At 70.2% G+C, this 15,568-nt stretch carries 15 protein-coding genes; 8 read left to right on the top strand and 7 right to left on the bottom strand.

Annotated elements, in window-relative coordinates; all coding sequences use genetic code 11:
* Positions 1–89: 89 nt before the first annotated feature.
* The gene (locus ASG80_RS11375; RefSeq protein WP_056730616.1) at positions 90–1,391 is read right to left on the bottom strand and encodes an L-fuconate dehydratase; all 1,302 of its coding nucleotides are present in this window, start codon (positions 1,389–1,391) and stop codon (positions 90–92) included.
* Between the two features lie 144 nt (positions 1,392–1,535).
* Here ASG80_RS11375 and ASG80_RS11370 point away from each other — a divergent pair, with 144 nt between their 5' ends.
* From ASG80_RS11370 to ASG80_RS11360, 3 genes are all read left to right on the top strand, one after another.
* Positions 1,536–2,384 carry a fumarylacetoacetate hydrolase family protein gene (locus ASG80_RS11370; RefSeq protein ID WP_056730614.1) on the top strand — a complete coding sequence of 283 codons (849 nt, stop codon included), beginning with the start codon at positions 1,536–1,538 and terminating at the stop codon, positions 2,382–2,384.
* 21 nt (positions 2,385–2,405) lie between these two features.
* Positions 2,406–3,164 (top strand): SDR family NAD(P)-dependent oxidoreductase, encoded by a 759-nt coding sequence (locus tag ASG80_RS11365; RefSeq protein WP_056730612.1) that lies wholly within the window; start codon positions 2,406–2,408, stop codon positions 3,162–3,164.
* 123 nt (positions 3,165–3,287) lie between these two features.
* On the top strand, positions 3,288–4,163 hold the full coding sequence (locus ASG80_RS11360; RefSeq protein WP_056730610.1) for a fumarylacetoacetate hydrolase family protein: 876 nt from the start codon (positions 3,288–3,290) through the stop codon (positions 4,161–4,163).
* A gap of 47 nt (positions 4,164–4,210) precedes the next feature.
* Here ASG80_RS11360 and ASG80_RS11355 read toward each other — a convergent pair whose 3' ends face one another.
* Positions 4,211–5,728, bottom strand: a complete 1,518-nt coding sequence (locus tag ASG80_RS11355) for an aspartate ammonia-lyase (protein WP_082590154.1) — start codon at positions 5,726–5,728, stop codon at positions 4,211–4,213.
* A 193-nt stretch (positions 5,729–5,921) separates the two neighbouring features.
* Entirely contained in the window at positions 5,922–7,502 is a 1,581-nt protein-coding gene (locus ASG80_RS11350; protein WP_056730608.1) for an amino acid permease, read from the bottom strand.
* A gap of 226 nt (positions 7,503–7,728) precedes the next feature.
* Here ASG80_RS11350 and ASG80_RS11345 point away from each other — a divergent pair, with 226 nt between their 5' ends.
* The 5 genes from ASG80_RS11345 to ASG80_RS11325 are packed head-to-tail and all read left to right on the top strand — an operon-like array spanning position 7,729 to position 12,950.
* Entirely contained in the window at positions 7,729–9,096 is a 1,368-nt protein-coding gene (locus ASG80_RS11345; RefSeq protein ID WP_056730606.1) for a glutamine synthetase family protein, read from the top strand.
* Between the two features lie 43 nt (positions 9,097–9,139).
* Positions 9,140–9,919: a gamma-glutamyl-gamma-aminobutyrate hydrolase family protein gene (locus ASG80_RS11340; RefSeq protein ID WP_056730604.1), complete on the top strand. Its 780-nt coding sequence runs from the start codon at positions 9,140–9,142 to the stop codon at positions 9,917–9,919.
* A complete protein-coding gene (locus ASG80_RS11335; RefSeq protein WP_056730603.1) occupies positions 9,916–11,289 on the top strand; it encodes an aldehyde dehydrogenase in 1,374 nt (457 codons plus the stop codon). Before ASG80_RS11340 ends, ASG80_RS11335 begins: the two co-directional genes overlap by 4 nt.
* A gap of 40 nt (positions 11,290–11,329) precedes the next feature.
* Complete coding sequence (locus ASG80_RS11330; protein WP_056730601.1) at positions 11,330–12,121, top strand: 3-oxoacyl-ACP reductase; 792 nt, start codon at positions 11,330–11,332, stop codon at positions 12,119–12,121.
* 10 nt (positions 12,122–12,131) lie between these two features.
* Positions 12,132–12,950 (top strand): FadR/GntR family transcriptional regulator, encoded by an 819-nt coding sequence (locus ASG80_RS11325; RefSeq protein WP_235508279.1) that lies wholly within the window; start codon positions 12,132–12,134, stop codon positions 12,948–12,950.
* 95 nt (positions 12,951–13,045) lie between these two features.
* On the opposite strand, the gene ASG80_RS11320 is transcribed toward ASG80_RS11325, so the two are convergent.
* The 4 genes from ASG80_RS11320 to ASG80_RS11305 form a co-directional block, all read right to left on the bottom strand.
* Positions 13,046–13,372: a DUF4190 domain-containing protein gene (locus ASG80_RS11320; RefSeq protein ID WP_235508278.1), complete on the bottom strand. Its 327-nt coding sequence runs from the start codon at positions 13,370–13,372 to the stop codon at positions 13,046–13,048.
* A gap of 104 nt (positions 13,373–13,476) precedes the next feature.
* Entirely contained in the window at positions 13,477–13,815 is a 339-nt protein-coding gene (locus tag ASG80_RS11315; protein WP_056730599.1) for a hypothetical protein, read from the bottom strand.
* Positions 13,812–14,990 (bottom strand): inorganic phosphate transporter, encoded by a 1,179-nt coding sequence (locus ASG80_RS11310; RefSeq protein WP_056730597.1) that lies wholly within the window; start codon positions 14,988–14,990, stop codon positions 13,812–13,814. The genes ASG80_RS11315 and ASG80_RS11310 overlap by 4 nt, the downstream gene beginning before the upstream one ends.
* 92 nt (positions 14,991–15,082) lie before the next feature.
* Complete coding sequence (locus tag ASG80_RS11305) at positions 15,083–15,565, bottom strand: 8-oxo-dGTP diphosphatase (protein WP_056730595.1); 483 nt, start codon at positions 15,563–15,565, stop codon at positions 15,083–15,085.
* Positions 15,566–15,568: the final 3 nt, after the last annotated feature.

The raw sequence follows: 15,568 nt of genomic DNA, 5'->3' as shown, positions 1-15,568 counted from the left end.
GAGATAGACGCGATCAGCGGTGCGGCGGAGGATGGCGTCGCGCTCGCCGAAGCCGACGGGTCCGAGTCGCTCGGCGCTCGTGGCCGTGGTCATGCCGGTGCCTCCGCGTGGGCGCCGCGCCACGTGTACGCGTCGATGGAGTCCGCGAGCATCTCGGTGCCGGCCCCGGGCGCCGTCGGGGTCAGGTACCGACCGCGCGCGACGATCGTGGGGGTCACGAAGTGCTCGTGCAGGTGGTCGACGTACTCGATCATGCGTCCGTCCATCGTGCCCGACACGGCGACGTAGTCGAACATGGAGAGGTGCTGCACGGCCTCGCACAGGCCGACGCCGCCGGCATGCGGGCAGACCAGCACGCCGAACTTCGCCGCGAGGAGCAGGTTGGCGATGTTCTCGTTGACGCCCCCGACGCGCGTGGCGTCGATCTGCATGACGTCCATGCCGCCGGCCTGGAGCAACTGTTTGAAGACGATGCGGTTCTGCACGTGCTCGCCCGTCGCGACGCGCACGGGTTCGATCCCCCTGGCGATGGCGGCGTGCCCGAGGACGTCGTCGGGGCTCGTCGGCTCCTCGATCCACGCGGGCGCGAACTCGGCGAGCGCGTTCACCCACTCGATCGCGTCGGCGACGTCCCAGCGCTGGTTGGCGTCGATCGCGACCGGGAAGTCGGGACCCACGGCGCGCCGTGCGATGCCGAGCCGTCGGATGTCGTCCTCGAGGCTCGCGCCGACCTTGAGCTTGATCTGCGGGAAGCCGTCGGCGACCGCCTCGCGGCAGAGCCGCTCGAGCTTCTCGTCCGAGTAGCCGAGCCAGCCGGGCGTGGTCGTGTAGGCGGGGTACCCGACCTCGAGAAGTCGTGCGGTGCGCTCCGCACGACCGGGCTCGGCAGCGCGCAGGATCCCCAGGGCCTCCGAAGGCGTGATCGCGTCGGTGAGGTAGCGGAAGTCGACGAGCGATACGAGCTCCTCGGGGCTGAGGCCGGCCAGGTGCTGCCAGAGCGGTCGGCCGGCGCGCTTCGCGCGGAGGTCCCAGAGCGCGTTGACGACGGCGCCGATCGCCATGTGCATGACGCCCTTCTCGGGCCCGAGCCAGCGCAGCTGGGAATCGTGCGTCAGGCGCAGCGACGCGGCGCCCATGTCACCGAGGAGCTCCTCCACGTCCCGGCCGATCAGGTGCCCGCGAAGGGCCTCGAGCGCGGCGACCTGCACCTCGTTGCCACGCCCGATGGTGAAGACGAACGCGTGGCCCTCGAGCCCGTCGCCCGCGTCCGTGCGGATCGCGAGGTAGGCCGCCGAGTAGTCGGGGTCGGGGTTCATCGCATCCGATCCGTCGAGCTGGAGCGAGGTCGGGAAGCGGATGTCCCTGGTGTTAACACTGACGATCGTGCTCATGGCGTCCTTTCGTGGCGAACCCGAGCATAAACATCGGATGTCTCCGCTGTCAACTCTCGGATCTTGTGCAAGAATCGGGGAGAATCCCGCGCTGAGTCGCCTGAGAGTTCAGATGTTCAGCCCCACTCAATGGAGAGGACCAGCATGAGAATGGCCCGGCTCGGCCCGATCGGAGCCGAGATCCCCGTCGTGCTCGACGGCGATCGCGCCCTCGACCTGCGATCGGTCGCGAACGACATCGATGGCGGGTTCCTCGCCTCGGGCGGCATGGGTCGCGCGCGCGCCGCACTCGCCTCGGGCACCCTCAGCGAGCTCGCGGATGCCGCGTCGCTGCGAGTCGGCGCACCGATCGCGCGTCCCTCCGCGATCTACTGCATCGGCATGAACTACGCCGCGCACGCCGCGGAGTCCGGCTCGGCGCCGCCTGAGCACCTCGTCATGTTCATGAAGTCCCCGAACACGGTCGTCGGCCCGTTCGACGACGTCGCCATCCCCCGCGGCAGCACGAAGACCGACTGGGAGGTGGAGCTCGGCGTCGTGATCGGCAGCCGTGCGAGCTACCTCGACTCCCGAGCCGACGCCCGCCGGCACATCGCGGGGTACGTCACGGCCAACGACCTCTCCGAGCGCGACTGGCAGCTCGCCTCATCGGGCGGGCAGTGGTCGAAGGGCAAGAGCGCACCTGGCTTCTGCCCGATGGGACCCTGGCTCGTCACGGCAGACGAGGTCGACGCCGACGACGTGCGCCTCAGGAGCTTCGTGAACGGCGAGCCCCGCCAGGATTCGCGCACCGCCGACCTCATCTTCGGCATCGACCGCATCGTCCACGAGCTCAGCCAGGTGCTCGTGCTCGAGCCCGGCGACCTCGTGCTCACCGGCACTCCCGAGGGCGTCGCGCTCTCCGGACGCTTCCCCTACCTCGCGCCGGGCGACGTCGTCGAGCTCGAGATCGATGGCCTCGGCCGCCAGCGCCAGCGCATCGTCTCCGGCTGATCGAAAGGACCACCGACCATCATGAACCACGACTTCACCGGCCTCGTCGCGATCGTCACCGGAGGGGCATCCGGCATCGGCGCCGCGATCGCGCGACGGCTGCGGCACGACGGCGCCCGGGTCGCCGTCTTCGACCTGCAACCGGATGCCGCGCCCGAGGCCGATCTCGCCGTCGCCGTCGACGTCGCCGACGACACGAGCGTCCGCGCCGGCGTCGATCGCGTGGCCGCCGAGTTCGGTCGCATCGACATCCTCGTCAACAACGCGGGCATCGGCGCCCAGGGGACGGTGGAGGCGAATGCCGACGACGAATGGCATCGGGTGCTCGACGTCAACGTCGTCGGCATGGCCCGGGTCAGCCGCGCCGCGCTGCCGCACCTGCGCCGCTCCCCCGCCGCGGCGATCGTGAACACCTCGTCGATCGCCGCCACCGCGGGACTGCCGGAGCGGGCGCTCTACAGCGCGAGCAAGGGCGCCGTGGCCGCCCTCACCAGGGCGATGGCGGCCGACCACCTGCGCGAGGGCATCCGGGTGAACGCGGTGAACCCCGGCACCGCGGACACGCCGTGGGTCGGACGCCTCCTCGACTCGGCGCCCGACCCCGCCGCGGAGCGCGCCGCGCTCGAGGCGCGCCAGCCGCACGGACGCCTCGTCTCCGCCGACGAGGTGGCCGACGCCGTCGCCTACCTCGCCAGCCCCGCCGCCGCGTCGACGACCGGGATCGCGCTCGCGGTCGATGGGGGCATGCAGGAGCTCAGGCTGCGCCCCGCGACGACCTGACCCCACCGCATCGGCGATGACGGCGGCTTCCCTCGCCCCGTTGTCGACATGGCGGGGTTCGCGCCGTCGTTCGTTGTACGACATGCACAGCAGTGCGCGCGACGTGCCCGATAGCCTAGACGGGTGAGATTCGCCCACCTCAGAGTCGAAGGCCAGACGACCCCTCGGCTCGCAGTGGTGGTGGCCGAGGCTGCGCTCTTCCTCGACGACGTGATGGCCTCGGCGCCCTGCGACCTCCAGGACCTCATCGAGCGCGGCCCCGACGGGCTCGCCGAGGTGCGCTCGATGGTCGACGAGGCCCTCGCGGCAGGCGCTGAGCTGGTCCCGGTGTCCGAGCTCCGCCACTCCTCAGCGATCCTGCGACCTGCGCAGGTCATCGCCATCGGCGCGAACTACGCCGCCCACGCCTCGGAGCTGAAGCTCCGCTCCGAGACGGCCATGACGATCTTCTCCCTCTGGCCGAACTCGCTCGCCGGGCACGGCGGCACCACCGCCTGGCCAGAGGACCTCACGACACAGGTCGACTACGAGGCCGAGCTCGGCGTGATCATCGGCCGGCCGGCGCGGGGGGTGCACGTGCGGGACGCCCTCGACTACGTGTGGGGCTACACGGTCGTGAACGACATCACCGCCCGCGACCTGCAGTTCAGCGAGGCCCAGTGGTCGCGCTGCAAGTCCTTCGACGGCTTCACGCCCACCGGGCCCGTCGTCGTCACCGCCGACGAGATCGCCGACCCGCAGGATCTCTGGCTCACCACCAACCTCGACGGCCGGATCCTGCAGGACGCGTCGACGAACGAGATGGTGCGCGGCGTCGCCGAGATCATCTCCTACCTCTCGCGCTCCGCCACGATCCCGCCGGGCACCCTCATCTCGACGGGCAGCCCCGGTGGCGCCGGCTACTCGCGCAACCCGCAGGTGTTCCTGCGCGACGGATCCACCGTCACCGTGTCGATCGAGGGCATCGGCTCGCTCACCACGCACTGCCGCATCGTCTAGGACGCCGCGACCGTCGCGCGGGCGGGAGCCGAGGCCCCCGGCCTCGCTCACTCGTGCGGCTCGCCCTGCAGGTCGATGACCGGGATGACCGTCGTGATCGGATGCATGCCCGAGAGCCGCGACGGAGCGAGCTGTCGCTCGACGTCCTCACGCGTCATGAGCCCGGCCTCGACCACGAGGTCGGCGACGGGCCGCCCGGTGGCGAGCGCCTGCTTCGCGAGCGAAGCCGCTGCCGTGTACCCGATGAACGGGATCAGCGCGGTGATCACGCCGACGCTGGAGGCCACCATCGCGTCGAGCCGGTCGACGTTCGCGGTGATGCCGTCGACGCAGTTGACCCGCAGCGTCCAGCACGCCTGGCGCATCCAAGTGATCGACTGCAGCAGCGAGTGGGCGATGACGGGTTCGAAGGCGTTGAGCTGCAGCTGGCCCGCCTCGGCCGCCATGGTCACCGTGACATCCGTGCCGGCGATGGCGTAGGCCACCTGGCTCACCGCCTCGGGGATGACCGGGTTCACCTTGCCGGGCATGATGCTCGAACCCGCCTGACGGGGCGGGAGGTTGATCTCGCCGAGACCGGCCTGCGGGCCCGAGGAGAGCAGGCGCAGGTCGTTGCAGATCTTCGAGAGCTTGATGGCGCTGCGCTTCAGCGAACCCGAGAACGACATGAACGCGCCGGCGTCGCTCGTGGACTCGATGAGGTCGGGCGCCGTCTCGAGACTGAGCGCGCTGATCTCGTTGAGGTGGCGCACGGCGGCGGCCGCGTAGCCGGGGTCGGCCGTGATGCCGGTGCCGATCGCGGTGGCGCCGAGGTTGATCTCGGAGAGCAGCCAGACGGTCTCGGTGAGGCGCGCGTGGTCCTCGCCGAGCGTCGTGGCGAAGCCGTGGAACTCCTGGCCGAGCGTCATCGGCACGGCGTCCTGCAGCTGGGTGCGCCCGACCTTCAGGATGTCGTGGAACTCGTCCGCCTTGCGCAGGAACGACTTTCGTAGCAGCTCGAGCTCGACGAGGAGCGTCCTCAGCAAGAAGAGGAGCGAGATCTTCACCGCGGTGGGGTACGTGTCGTTCGTCGACTGGCTGCGGTTGACGTCGTCGATGGGGTGCAGGATGTCGTAGCGGCCCTTGGGGTAGCCGGCGATCTCGAGCGCGACGTTGGTGATGACCTCGTTCGCGTTCATGTTGGTCGAGGTGCCGGCGCCGCCCTGGATGACGCCGACGACGAACTGGTCGTGGAACTCGCCGTCGATGATCCGCTGGCACGCCTCGTCGATCCAGGCGGCCTTCTGCGCGCTGAGCACGCCGAGCTCGCGATTGGCGCGGGCGGCCGCCTGCTTCACGGAAGCGAGGGCTCGAATGAGGTCGGGGTAGACCGAGATCGGGCGCTTCGAGATCGGGAAGTTCTCGAGCGCGCGCATGGTGTGCACGCCCCAGTAGGCGTCGGCCGGCACCTCGACATTGCCGAGCGAATCGGTCTCGGTCCGGGTGGCGGGCGGAACGTCGACGGGGTGCGTCACGTGCTCCTCCTCCTTGGTCAGGCGGTCGGGCAGGTGTTCGGGTCGGGTCATCGACACTGTGGGGCTCCATTGCCTCGTGTTCGCGCGGGATCGCCGCGCGGGGTGGTCCGCGCGGGGTCGCCGCGCCTCTTCTCGCCTTCGAGCCTACCGCCGTCGGGCGCACGCGTGAGGGCGGCGGGGCGCCCCCACGCCCCGCCGCCCCATTCCAGTCGGCCAGATCCGGTCGATCCGGACCTCGGCCGCCTCAGACCTTGTCGGGCTCGTCGACGACGTCCGCCGGCACCTGAGCGGGCTCGTCGACGCCGTCGGCCGCGAGCAGCTCGGTCTCGACCTCCCCGCCGTAGCCCTCGACCTGCGGGTCGCCGTGCAGGCCGCCCGAGACCGCGTACTCCTCCTCGGGCGAGAGGATCAGCCGGTGCCGGCCCCAGACGCCGAAGGCGATCAGCATGATGACATAGACGACGAGGATCGCGATGATGGCCGGCAGGAACGTGGGATTGATCAGCGTCCCGAAGAAGATGAGCGCGGCGATGACGCCGGCGATCACCGCGCCCGGCACTCCCCACGGGCTGCGGAAGGGCCGCTTGGCGTCGGGGAACTTGCGACGGAGGACGACGAACGCAACCATCTGCAGGATGTAGGCGAGCACCGCACCCCACACCGCGATGTTGAGCACGATCGCCCCGGCGACGCCGGTCGAGCCGCCGAGCGCGTCGACGACGATGAGCGCGACGAACCCGATGACCGCGCCGGCGACGAGTGCGACCCACGGGGTTTGGCGCTTGCCAGTGAGGGAGAGGAACTTCGGGTAGTAGCCCGCCCGCGACAGCGAGTACATGTTGCGCCCGTAGGCGAACATGATGCCCTGCAACGACGCGAGCAGGCCGATCAGCGCGAACAGCGAGAGCACGGCTGCCATCCCGTCGCCGACGATGGCCCTGAACCCGTCGAGCAGCGGTTCCCCGGCGGTTCCGGTAGCCTCTGCGCCGATCACGCCGGTGTTCAGGAAGAGCACGAGCAGACCCGTGATGATCAGCGTCGCCCGGGCGATGAGCCCGGCCTTCGGGATGTCGCGAACGGGGTCGTGCGATTCCTCGGCAGCGAGTGGGAGCTCCTCGATTCCGAGGAAGAACCACATCGCGAACGGCAGGGCGAACAGGATCGGCAGGACGCCGTGCGGAAGGAACGCGGTCTGCCCGGCGTCGGGTGCGATGTCCCACAGCGCGTCCCACGAGAATGCGCCCGAGAAGATCGCCATGGCCGAGAACACGACGATGATGCCGATCGAGATGATCGAGACGACGATGGCGAACTTGAACGAGATGTTGGCACCGGCCGCGTTCAGCGCGATGAACGCGACGTAGAGGATGACCCACCAGATCCATGCCGGCATCGAGAAGCCGAGCAACTCGCTCGTGATGCTGTCCGCATACGCGGCCGAGAAGTACACGATCACGGCGGTGGTCGCGACGTACTCGATCGTCTCGGCGAGCCCGGTGATGAATCCGCCCCATGGGCCCATCGCGGCGCGCGAGAAGGAGTAGGCACCTCCCGTGTGCGGCATCGCCGACGACATCTCCCCGATCGAGAAGATGAGGCCGTAGTACATCGCCACGAGGATCGCGAAGGCGATGAGCATGCCGCCGAACCCGGCGAAGTCGATACCGAAGTTCCAGCCCGAGAAGTCTCCGGAGATGACGGCGGCGACGGCGAGGCCCCAGAGGCCCCAGACTCCCGCCGAGCGCTTCAGGCGTCGTTTCTCGAAGTAGCCGTCCTCGGCGGTCGTGTACGTCACGCCCGAGACCTTGAGTGTGTCCTTCGACATAGTGGTTCCCTTGCTCTCGTCGCGCGGGCCGATTCGGGCGGGCGCGGGGGGATGCGATGCGTTGGCCCCGACTATAGAGTGCGCAATGGTGGCTCGTACAGACCTTTTTCCGGGGTATTCGTTCGGCACCCGCTCAATCACGCGGCGAATCCACTGTCGAAGGCCCGCCGGCTGTGATGTAATGGTCGCCACCGCAGACCATTCAACGTTCTCGAGGAGGAGCCGGATGTCGGCACCGACCGGATACCTCTCGCTCGACCAGCTCCGCAGCGCCGTCGCCGACGGCCATGTCGACACCGTCATCGTGGCCTTCACCGACATGCAGGGACGCCTGGTCGGCAAGCGCGTGTCGGCGCGCCTGTTCCTCGACGACGTCGCACAGCACGGCGCGGAGTGCTGCAACTACCTGCTCGCGGTCGATGTCGAGATGAACACCGTCGACGGCTACGCCATGTCGAGCTGGGAGCGCGGCTACGGCGACATGGCTATGATTCCCGACTTCACGACGCTCCGCATGGCCCCATGGCTCGAGGCGACGGCGCTCGTCACCGCCGACCTGCAGTGGCTCGACGGCACGCCTGTCGAGCCGTCGCCCCGTCGCATCCTGCAGCGCCAGCTTGAGCGGCTCGCCGAGCGCGGCCTGACCGCGTTCGTCGGCACCGAGCTCGAGTTCATCGTCTTCGACGACTCCTACCGCGACGCCTGGCGCAAGGGGTACCACGACCTCACGCCCGCGAGCGACTACAACATCGACTACGCGCTGCTCGCGTCGACGCGCATGGAGCCGCTGCTGCGGGACATCCGCAACTCGATGGACGGCGCCGGGATGTACTGCGAGGGCGTGAAGGGCGAGTGCAACCTCGGGCAGCAGGAGATCGCATTCCGCTACACGGATGCGCTCGGCACCTGCGACAACCACTCGATCTACAAGAACGGCGCGAAGGAGATCGCCGACAAGCACGGCAAGTCGCTCACCTTCATGGCGAAGTTCGACGAGCGGGAGGGCAACAGCTGCCACATCCACATCAGCCTCCGCGGCCAAGGCGGCGAGGCCGTCTTCAGCGACCCGGATGCCCCGAACGGCATGTCGAAGCTGTTCCGGCACTTCCTCGCGGGGCAGCTCTCGGCCATGCGCGAGCTCACGCTCTTCTCGGCGCCGAACGTGAACTCGTACAAGCGCTACGTCGCCGGGAGCTTCGCCCCGACCGCGATCGCATGGGGACTCGACAACCGCACGTGCGCCCTCCGGGTCGTCGGCCGCGGCCACGGCATGCGCGTCGAGAACCGGGTGCCGGGAGGCGACGTCAACCAGTACCTCGCCGTCGCCGCACTGATCGCCGCCGGCCTGCACGGCATCGACGAGCAGCTCGAACCCGCGGACGTGTTCATCGGCAACGCCTACGAGAGCGACGTCGCGCGCGTGCCGGCCACGCTCCGCGAATCCGCCGACCTGTTCGCCGGGTCGACGATCGCCCGCGAGGCCTTCGGCGACGAGGTCGTCGAGCACTACCTGAACAACACGCGCGTCGAGCTCGCGGCCTACGACGCGGCAGTGACGGACTGGGAGCGGGTGCGTGGCTTCGAACGGCTCTGAGTTCTCCGACGACGCTGTGACGACGAGCGGCTGGACCGGGGGGATGGGGGACGACGCGGATGCCCCGGTGCCTGTGCCGGCGGCATCCGCGCCGTTGATCGGCGTCACCACCTATCTCGAGCAGGCGCAGACGGGAGTCTGGGACGTGCCGGCGTCGTTCCTGCCGAAGGTCTACCTCGACGCCGTGACGGATGCCGGCGGCATCGCCGTGCTGCTGCCGCCGCAGCCGGTCACCCGCGAGATCGCACGCTCGGTCGTCGCCTCCCTCGACGGGCTCATCATCGCGGGCGGCGCCGACGTGGACCCCGCCCGCTACGGGCAGGTCCCGCACCCTCGCACGGGCGCACCGCGCTCCGACCGCGACGCGTGGGAGGACGCGCTGCTCGCCGAGGCCATCGCGATCGAACTGCCGTTCCTCGGCATCTGCCGCGGTGCGCAGGTGCTGAACGTCGCGCTCGGCGGCACGCTGCACCAGCACCTGCCCGACGTCGTCGGCAGCGAGCGGTACCAGCCCTCCCCCGCCGTGTTCGGCGAAGGGGACGTGGCGGTCGAGACCGGCTCTCGGCTGGCCGCCGTACTCGGGCCCGACACCGACGCACTGTCCGTGCACTTCTACCACCACCAGGCCCTCGACCGGGTCGCCGAAGGCCTCACGGTGACCGCGCGCAGCGAGGACGGCGTCATCGAGGCCGTCGAGCTCGACTCGGTGCCGTTCGGGATCGGCGTGCAGTGGCATCCCGAGGAGAACGCAGCCGACCGCCGGCTGTTCGCCGGGCTCGTCGAGGCCGCCCGCACCCACCGCATGGGAAGGAGCCGTTCGTGAGCCACACGATCGTGAACCCCGCTGACGAGCAGGTCGTCGCCACCGTCACGTCGAGTTCGATCGAGGAGGCGGATGCCGCCATCGCCCGCGCGGCGGCGGCGCAGCGCGACTGGGCGGCGCTCGCCCCAGTCGACCGGGGCCGGATGCTGCGGCGCTTCGCGGAGGCCGTCGACGGCGCCGTCGAGGAGCTCGCCGCCACCGAGGTGCGCAACTCGGGGCATCCGATCTCGCAGGCCCGGTGGGAGGCGAGGCACGTGCGCGACGTGCTCGAGTACTTCTCGGCCGCTCCCGAACGGCTGTTCGGCCGCCAGATCCCGGTGGCGGGCGGGCTCGACGTGACATTCCAGGAGCCGCTCGGCGTGGTGGGCGTGATCACGCCGTGGAACTTCCCCATGACGATCGCGTCATGGGGCTTCGCCCCCGCCCTCGCCGCGGGCAACGCGGTCGTGCTGAAGCCCGCCGAGTGGACGCCGCTGACGAGCATGCGCCTCGCCGAGCTCGGCCTGGAGTCCGGGCTGCCCGAGGGGCTCTTCCAGGTCCTGCCCGGCAAGGGATCCGTCGTCGGCGAGCGGTTCGTCACGCACGAGACCGTGCGCAAGGTCGTGTTCACGGGCTCGACCGAGGTCGGCAAGCACATCATGGCGGGCTGCGCGGCGCAGGTGAAGCGCGTGACGCTGGAACTCGGCGGCAAGAGCGCGAACATCGTGTTCGCCGACGCCGACCTCGAGAAGGCCGCAGCCACTGCGCCGTACGGCGTGTTCGAGAACGCCGGGCAGGACTGCTGCGCGCGCAGTCGCATCCTCGTGGAGCGCAGCGTCTACGAGCGGTTCATGGAGCTCCTGGAGCCTGCTGTGCAGGGCGTGAGCGTCGGCGACCCCGCCGAGGAGGCGACCGAGATGGGTCCGCTCGTGGCACGCGCACACCTCGACCGGGTGCGTTCGTTCGTGCCCGACGACACGGACCTCGCGTTCCGCGGCAGCGCGCCCGGCGGCCCCGGCTACTGGTTCGCCCCGACGGTGCTGACGCCCGCCCGCGACTCGCGCGCCGCGCGGGAGGAGATCTTCGGCCCGGTGGTGTCGGTGTTCCCGTTCGACGACGAGGCCGACGCGATCCAGTTCGCGAACGCGAGCGAGTACGGCCTGTCGGGCTCCATCTGGACGCGCGACCTCAGTCGCGGCATCCGGGTGGCCCGTGCCGTGGAGTCGGGCAACCTCAGCGTGAACTCGCACTCGTCGGTACGCTATGCGACGCCGTTCGGCGGGTTCAAGCAGTCGGGCCTCGGGCGCGAGCTCGGCCCCGACGCGCCGATCGCCTTCACCGAGACCAAGAACGTCTTCCTCGCCGTCGACCCCGCCCCGGTGGTCGACTAGCGCCGCGCGTATCGAGACCCGAACCCACGACAGGAGCACCATGACCGACCTCCCCCGCATCGACCTCACCCAGCGCCTCGCCGGACGCGTCGCCGTCATCACCGGCGGGGCATCCGGCATCGGGCTCGCCACGGCGAAGCGACTCGCCGCCGAGGGAGCCAGGGTCGTGATCGGCGACCTCGACGTGAATGCCGGCGATGCGGCCGCCACCCTCGTCGACGGTCTGTACGTGCCGGTCGATGTGACCGACCAACGCCAGGTCGACCACCTCTTCGACGCGGCCGCAGACGCCTACGGCTCCGTGGACATCGCGTTCAACAACGCGGGCATCTCGCCACCCGACGACGACTCCATCGAGACCACCGAGCTGCCGGCCTGGCAGAAGGTGCAGGACGTCAACCTGAAGTCGGTGTACCTGTGCTCGCGAGCAGCGCTCCGCCACATGGTGGCGCAGGGCCGCGGCTCGATCATCAACACGGCGTCGTTCGTCGCGGTGCTGGGCTCGGCGACGTCGCAGATCTCCTACACCGCCTCGAAGGGTGGCGTGCTCGCGATGAGCCGTGAGCTCGGCGTGCAGTTCGCCCGCCAGGGCATCCGCGTGAACGCCCTCTGCCCGGGCCCGGTGAACACGCCGCTGCTGCAGGAGCTGTTCGCGAATGATCCCGGGCGTGCGCAGCGGCGGCTCGTGCACATCCCCGTGGGGCGGTTCGCCGAGCCCGAGGAGCTCGCGGCGGCCGTCGCGTTCCTCGCGAGCGACGACGCGTCGTTCATCACGGGGTCCACGTTCCTCGTCGACGGCGGCATCAGCTCCGCCTACGTCACGCCGTTCTAGGCTCGAAGGCATGGACATGGCGGAGCGCGAGGACCGAGCGGATGCCGCTGCGGAGGCTGCTCGCGACGACGCCGCCGCCGAGGCCGCCGCTCCGGAGCCCGTGGCAGAGGTACTGAGCGCCGGGCTCCTGCTCACGCCCGCACGTCCGGCGAATGCCTTCGAGGAGACCGTGCAGCGCCTCCTCCAGTCCATTCGGCTCGGGCTCATCGGCCCCGGCGAACAGCTGCCCCCCGAGCGCGAGCTGGCAGGCATGCTCGAGGTGAGCCGCGACACGCTCCGGGAGGCGATCGCGTCGCTCGCAGAGGCGGGGTGGGTGGTCGCCAGGCGCGGCCGGTACGGCGGCACGTTCGTCTCGGATGAGCTGCCGACGGCCTCACCCGTCACGGCGGGCACCGGCCGCGACCCGCATGGCCCGGGCGCCGCGCTCGAGGACACGCTCGCACTCCGCGCCGTGATCGAGGTCGGCGTCGCGCGGCGGGCGGCCGAGAGCGAGCTCACCGCGGGCGATCGGGAGCGCCTCTGGCAGGCCTACGAGGAGTGCCGCACGGCGCCGGGCGAGCAGTACCGCATGGCGGACTCGCGGCTGCACCTGCTCATCGCCGAGGTGCTCGGCACTCCGAGTGTCATCCCGCTCGTGGCGGACGTGCGCATGCGCGTGAACGAACTCCTCGACGGCATCCCGCTGCTCGCTCCGAACATCGCCCACTCGAACGAGCAGCACCGCGCCATCGTCGACGCGATCCTGCGCGGAAGCCCCGACGACGCCGCGGCGGCGATGGCCGAGCACATCGGGGGGACCGAGGCGCTGCTGCGCGGCTTCTACGCCTGAACGCAGCGCGTCCGGCTCGCGGCATCCGCTCGACACGGGAACGGCGAACGGGCCGCGCCCCGAAGCCGGGGGCGCGGCCCGTTCGGGCTCGAGGATCAGAGGAACGCGAAGGGCAGCATCGCGAGGCCGAAGGCGAAGGCCCCGAGGCTCACGAGCACCGCCCCGGCGAGCATCACCGCGTTCAGCACGATGCCCCAGATCGCCATCGTGCGCGACGCGGGCTCGCGCTTCAGCGCCAGGACGCCGAGCACGAGGCCGACGATCGGCACGAAGAAGGTGTAGCTCGCGACGATCGACACGAGGCCGAGCACGAGGCTCGAGATGCTGAATCCGCGCGTCTCCGCCGCGGGTGCGGTGGTCGCGTAGGGGTTCGGCTCGCCGAACGGCGCCTGCTGCGACGGGGTGGGCGTGGCGGTGGTCATGATGGTGATCTCCTGTTCGTGGGTGTGCTTCCACGCTACGGATGCCGCCGAGCCCGCGACATGGGGCTATCCCCCCGATCGCAGGGTGGGCCGCCCACGCCGCGTCAGACGAGCCCGTGCAGGACCGGGACGATCAGGTAGATGCCCACCAGCGCCGCCAGGCCGCTCAGCGCGAAGCAGGCGCGGGCGCCGAAGAGCGCAACACGCTTCTGGCCGTCGGTGAGAGGGCTCTTCTTCGCGGCCTTGGCTGCCCGCTTCACGGCGGCCTTTGCCTCGGCGGGGGTGACGACCGCGATGGCGTCGGTGAACTCGGCCGGCGTCACGATCGGCGTGCGCCCTGAGACCGTGAGCAGGCGGATGCCGAGCGAGTACGTGATCACCACGATCACCGTGGCGAGCAGGGCCGACCCGAGCACCAGGAGGAATGCGAGCCAGTCGATCACGGCGCCCCCTTCTTGATGGGCGTCGGGTTCTGCTCGATGTTCACGGCGCTGCCCGAGTCGGCGACCTCGCTGACCACGTTCGACGGTGTCACCTCGCTGCGACGCGACCACAGGAAGATGCCCGAGATGACGACCACGCCGATGATCATGTCGATGATGATGCCGGCGGGCCCGAGCGAGGCGACGAGCGCCGCGAGCGCGCCGACGATGCCGGCCGCCGGCAGCGTCAACAGCCAGCCGACGCCGATGCGGCCTGCGGTGCGCCAGCGCACCGTCGAACCGCGGCGGCCCATGCCCGAGCCGATGACGGAGCCCGACGCGACCTGGGTGGTCGACAGGGCGAAGCCGAGGTTGGTCGAGGCGAGGATCGTGGCGGCCGTGGACGTCTCGGCGGCGAAGCCCTGCGCGGGCTTCACGTCGGTGAGGCCGGTGCCGAGGGTCTTGATGATGCGCCAGCCGCCCATGTACGTGCCGAGGGCGATCGCGACGGCGCAGAGCACGATGACCCAGAACTCGGGGCCGCTGCCGACGGGCTGGAGCCCGACCGAGATGAGGGTGAGGGTGATGATGCCCATGGTCTTCTGGGCGTCGTTGGTGCCGTGCGCGAGGGCGACCAGCGAGCTCGAGAAGATCTGCCCGTGCCGGAACCCGTCGCGGCCGTCGGGCTTGCCGTCGTGGCGGCGGGTGATGGCGTAGGCGAGCTTCGTGGCCGTGTACGCGATGAGCCCGGCGGTCAGCGGTGCGAGGATGGCCGGCAGCACGACCTTCGAGAGCACCACGCTGAAGTCGACGGCCTGCACGCCGAAGCCGACGAGGGCGGCGCCGATGAGCCCGCCGAACAGCGCGTGGCTCGACGACGAGGGGAGCCCGAGCAGCCACGTGATCATGTTCCACACGATCGCGCCGATCAACCCGGCGAAGATGAGCTGGGGCGTGATCAGCACGCCGCCGTCGCCCTCCTTGATGATGCCGCCCGAGATGGTCCTCGCGACCTCGGTCGACAGGAAGGCGCCCACGAGGTTCAGGATCGCGGCGATGCCGACGGCGACCTTCGGGCGGAGCGCGCCGGTGGCGATCGGCGTCGCCATGGCGTTCGCCGTGTCGTGGAAGCCGTTCGTGAAGTCGAAGAAGAGCGCCAGCGCGATGACCAGCACGACGATGAGGGTGAGATCCACCGGCGTCTTTCTCTGGATCGGTGGTGGTGATTCACCGAATGTTCAGGGGACGTTGGTTGCGGTAGCGGCGAGCGCTGCGCGCCCCGACGATCCTACGCGACCGATTCGGGCTCAGCCACCACGGTCGCGAGGTCCTCGCCGAACACGAAGGTGCGACGCACGCGACCGCCCGACAGCACTCCGGGAAGCCAGCGGCGCGCGTCGTCCCACATCTCGTCGAACGGCACCGCGTCGAGCGCGAACCACTCGGGGTCGAGCTCGTCGGACCCGACCGGTAGACCCTGCCATGTGCGGCACACGAAGACGCTCGACTCCTGGCTCCAGGTCTTGCGGTGCGGGAAGTGATAGGTGAGGCGGCCGCGAGGCTCGAGGTCGGATGCCGCGACCACGACGCCCGCCTCCTCGAAGACCTCGCGCACCGCGGCGTCGACCGCCGACTCCCCCGGCTCGAGCTTGCCGCCGAGCCCCACGAAGTTGCCCTTGCCGAGCCCCTCCTTCTTGCGTCCGAGGAGCACCTCGGTGCGCCCCTCCTGCTCGCGCAGGAGGTAGCAGACGCAGACCTGGACCAGTGGCATCCG

The sequence above is a fragment of the Agromyces sp. Soil535 genome (genome assembly GCF_001428255.1).
Classification (GTDB): Bacteria; Actinomycetota; Actinomycetes; order Actinomycetales; family Microbacteriaceae; genus Agromyces.
This window is presented reverse-complemented; position numbering and strand designations above follow the sequence as displayed.

Excerpts from the sequence above, each read along its gene's own strand:
- ASG80_RS11365 (WP_056730612.1), top strand. The coding sequence starts at position 2,406 with ATGAACCACGACTTCACCGGCCTCGTCGCGATCGTCACCGGAGGGGCA.
- ASG80_RS11355 (WP_082590154.1), bottom strand. The coding sequence starts at position 5,728 with ATGACCCGACCCGAACACCTGCCCGACCGCCTGACCAAGGAGGAGGAG.
- ASG80_RS11370 (WP_056730614.1), top strand. The coding sequence starts at position 1,536 with ATGAGAATGGCCCGGCTCGGCCCGATCGGAGCCGAGATCCCCGTCGTG.
- ASG80_RS11325 (WP_235508279.1), top strand. The coding sequence starts at position 12,132 with ATGGACATGGCGGAGCGCGAGGACCGAGCGGATGCCGCTGCGGAGGCT.
- ASG80_RS11305 (WP_056730595.1), bottom strand. The coding sequence starts at position 15,565 with ATGCCACTGGTCCAGGTCTGCGTCTGCTACCTCCTGCGCGAGCAGGAG.
- ASG80_RS11340 (WP_056730604.1), top strand. The coding sequence starts at position 9,140 with ATGGGGGACGACGCGGATGCCCCGGTGCCTGTGCCGGCGGCATCCGCG.
- ASG80_RS11345 (WP_056730606.1), top strand. The coding sequence starts at position 7,729 with ATGTCGGCACCGACCGGATACCTCTCGCTCGACCAGCTCCGCAGCGCC.
- ASG80_RS11375 (WP_056730616.1), bottom strand. The coding sequence starts at position 1,391 with ATGAGCACGATCGTCAGTGTTAACACCAGGGACATCCGCTTCCCGACC.
- ASG80_RS11330 (WP_056730601.1), top strand. The coding sequence starts at position 11,330 with ATGACCGACCTCCCCCGCATCGACCTCACCCAGCGCCTCGCCGGACGC.
- ASG80_RS11320 (WP_235508278.1), bottom strand. The coding sequence starts at position 13,372 with ATGACCACCGCCACGCCCACCCCGTCGCAGCAGGCGCCGTTCGGCGAG.
- ASG80_RS11350 (WP_056730608.1), bottom strand. The coding sequence starts at position 7,502 with ATGTCGAAGGACACACTCAAGGTCTCGGGCGTGACGTACACGACCGCC.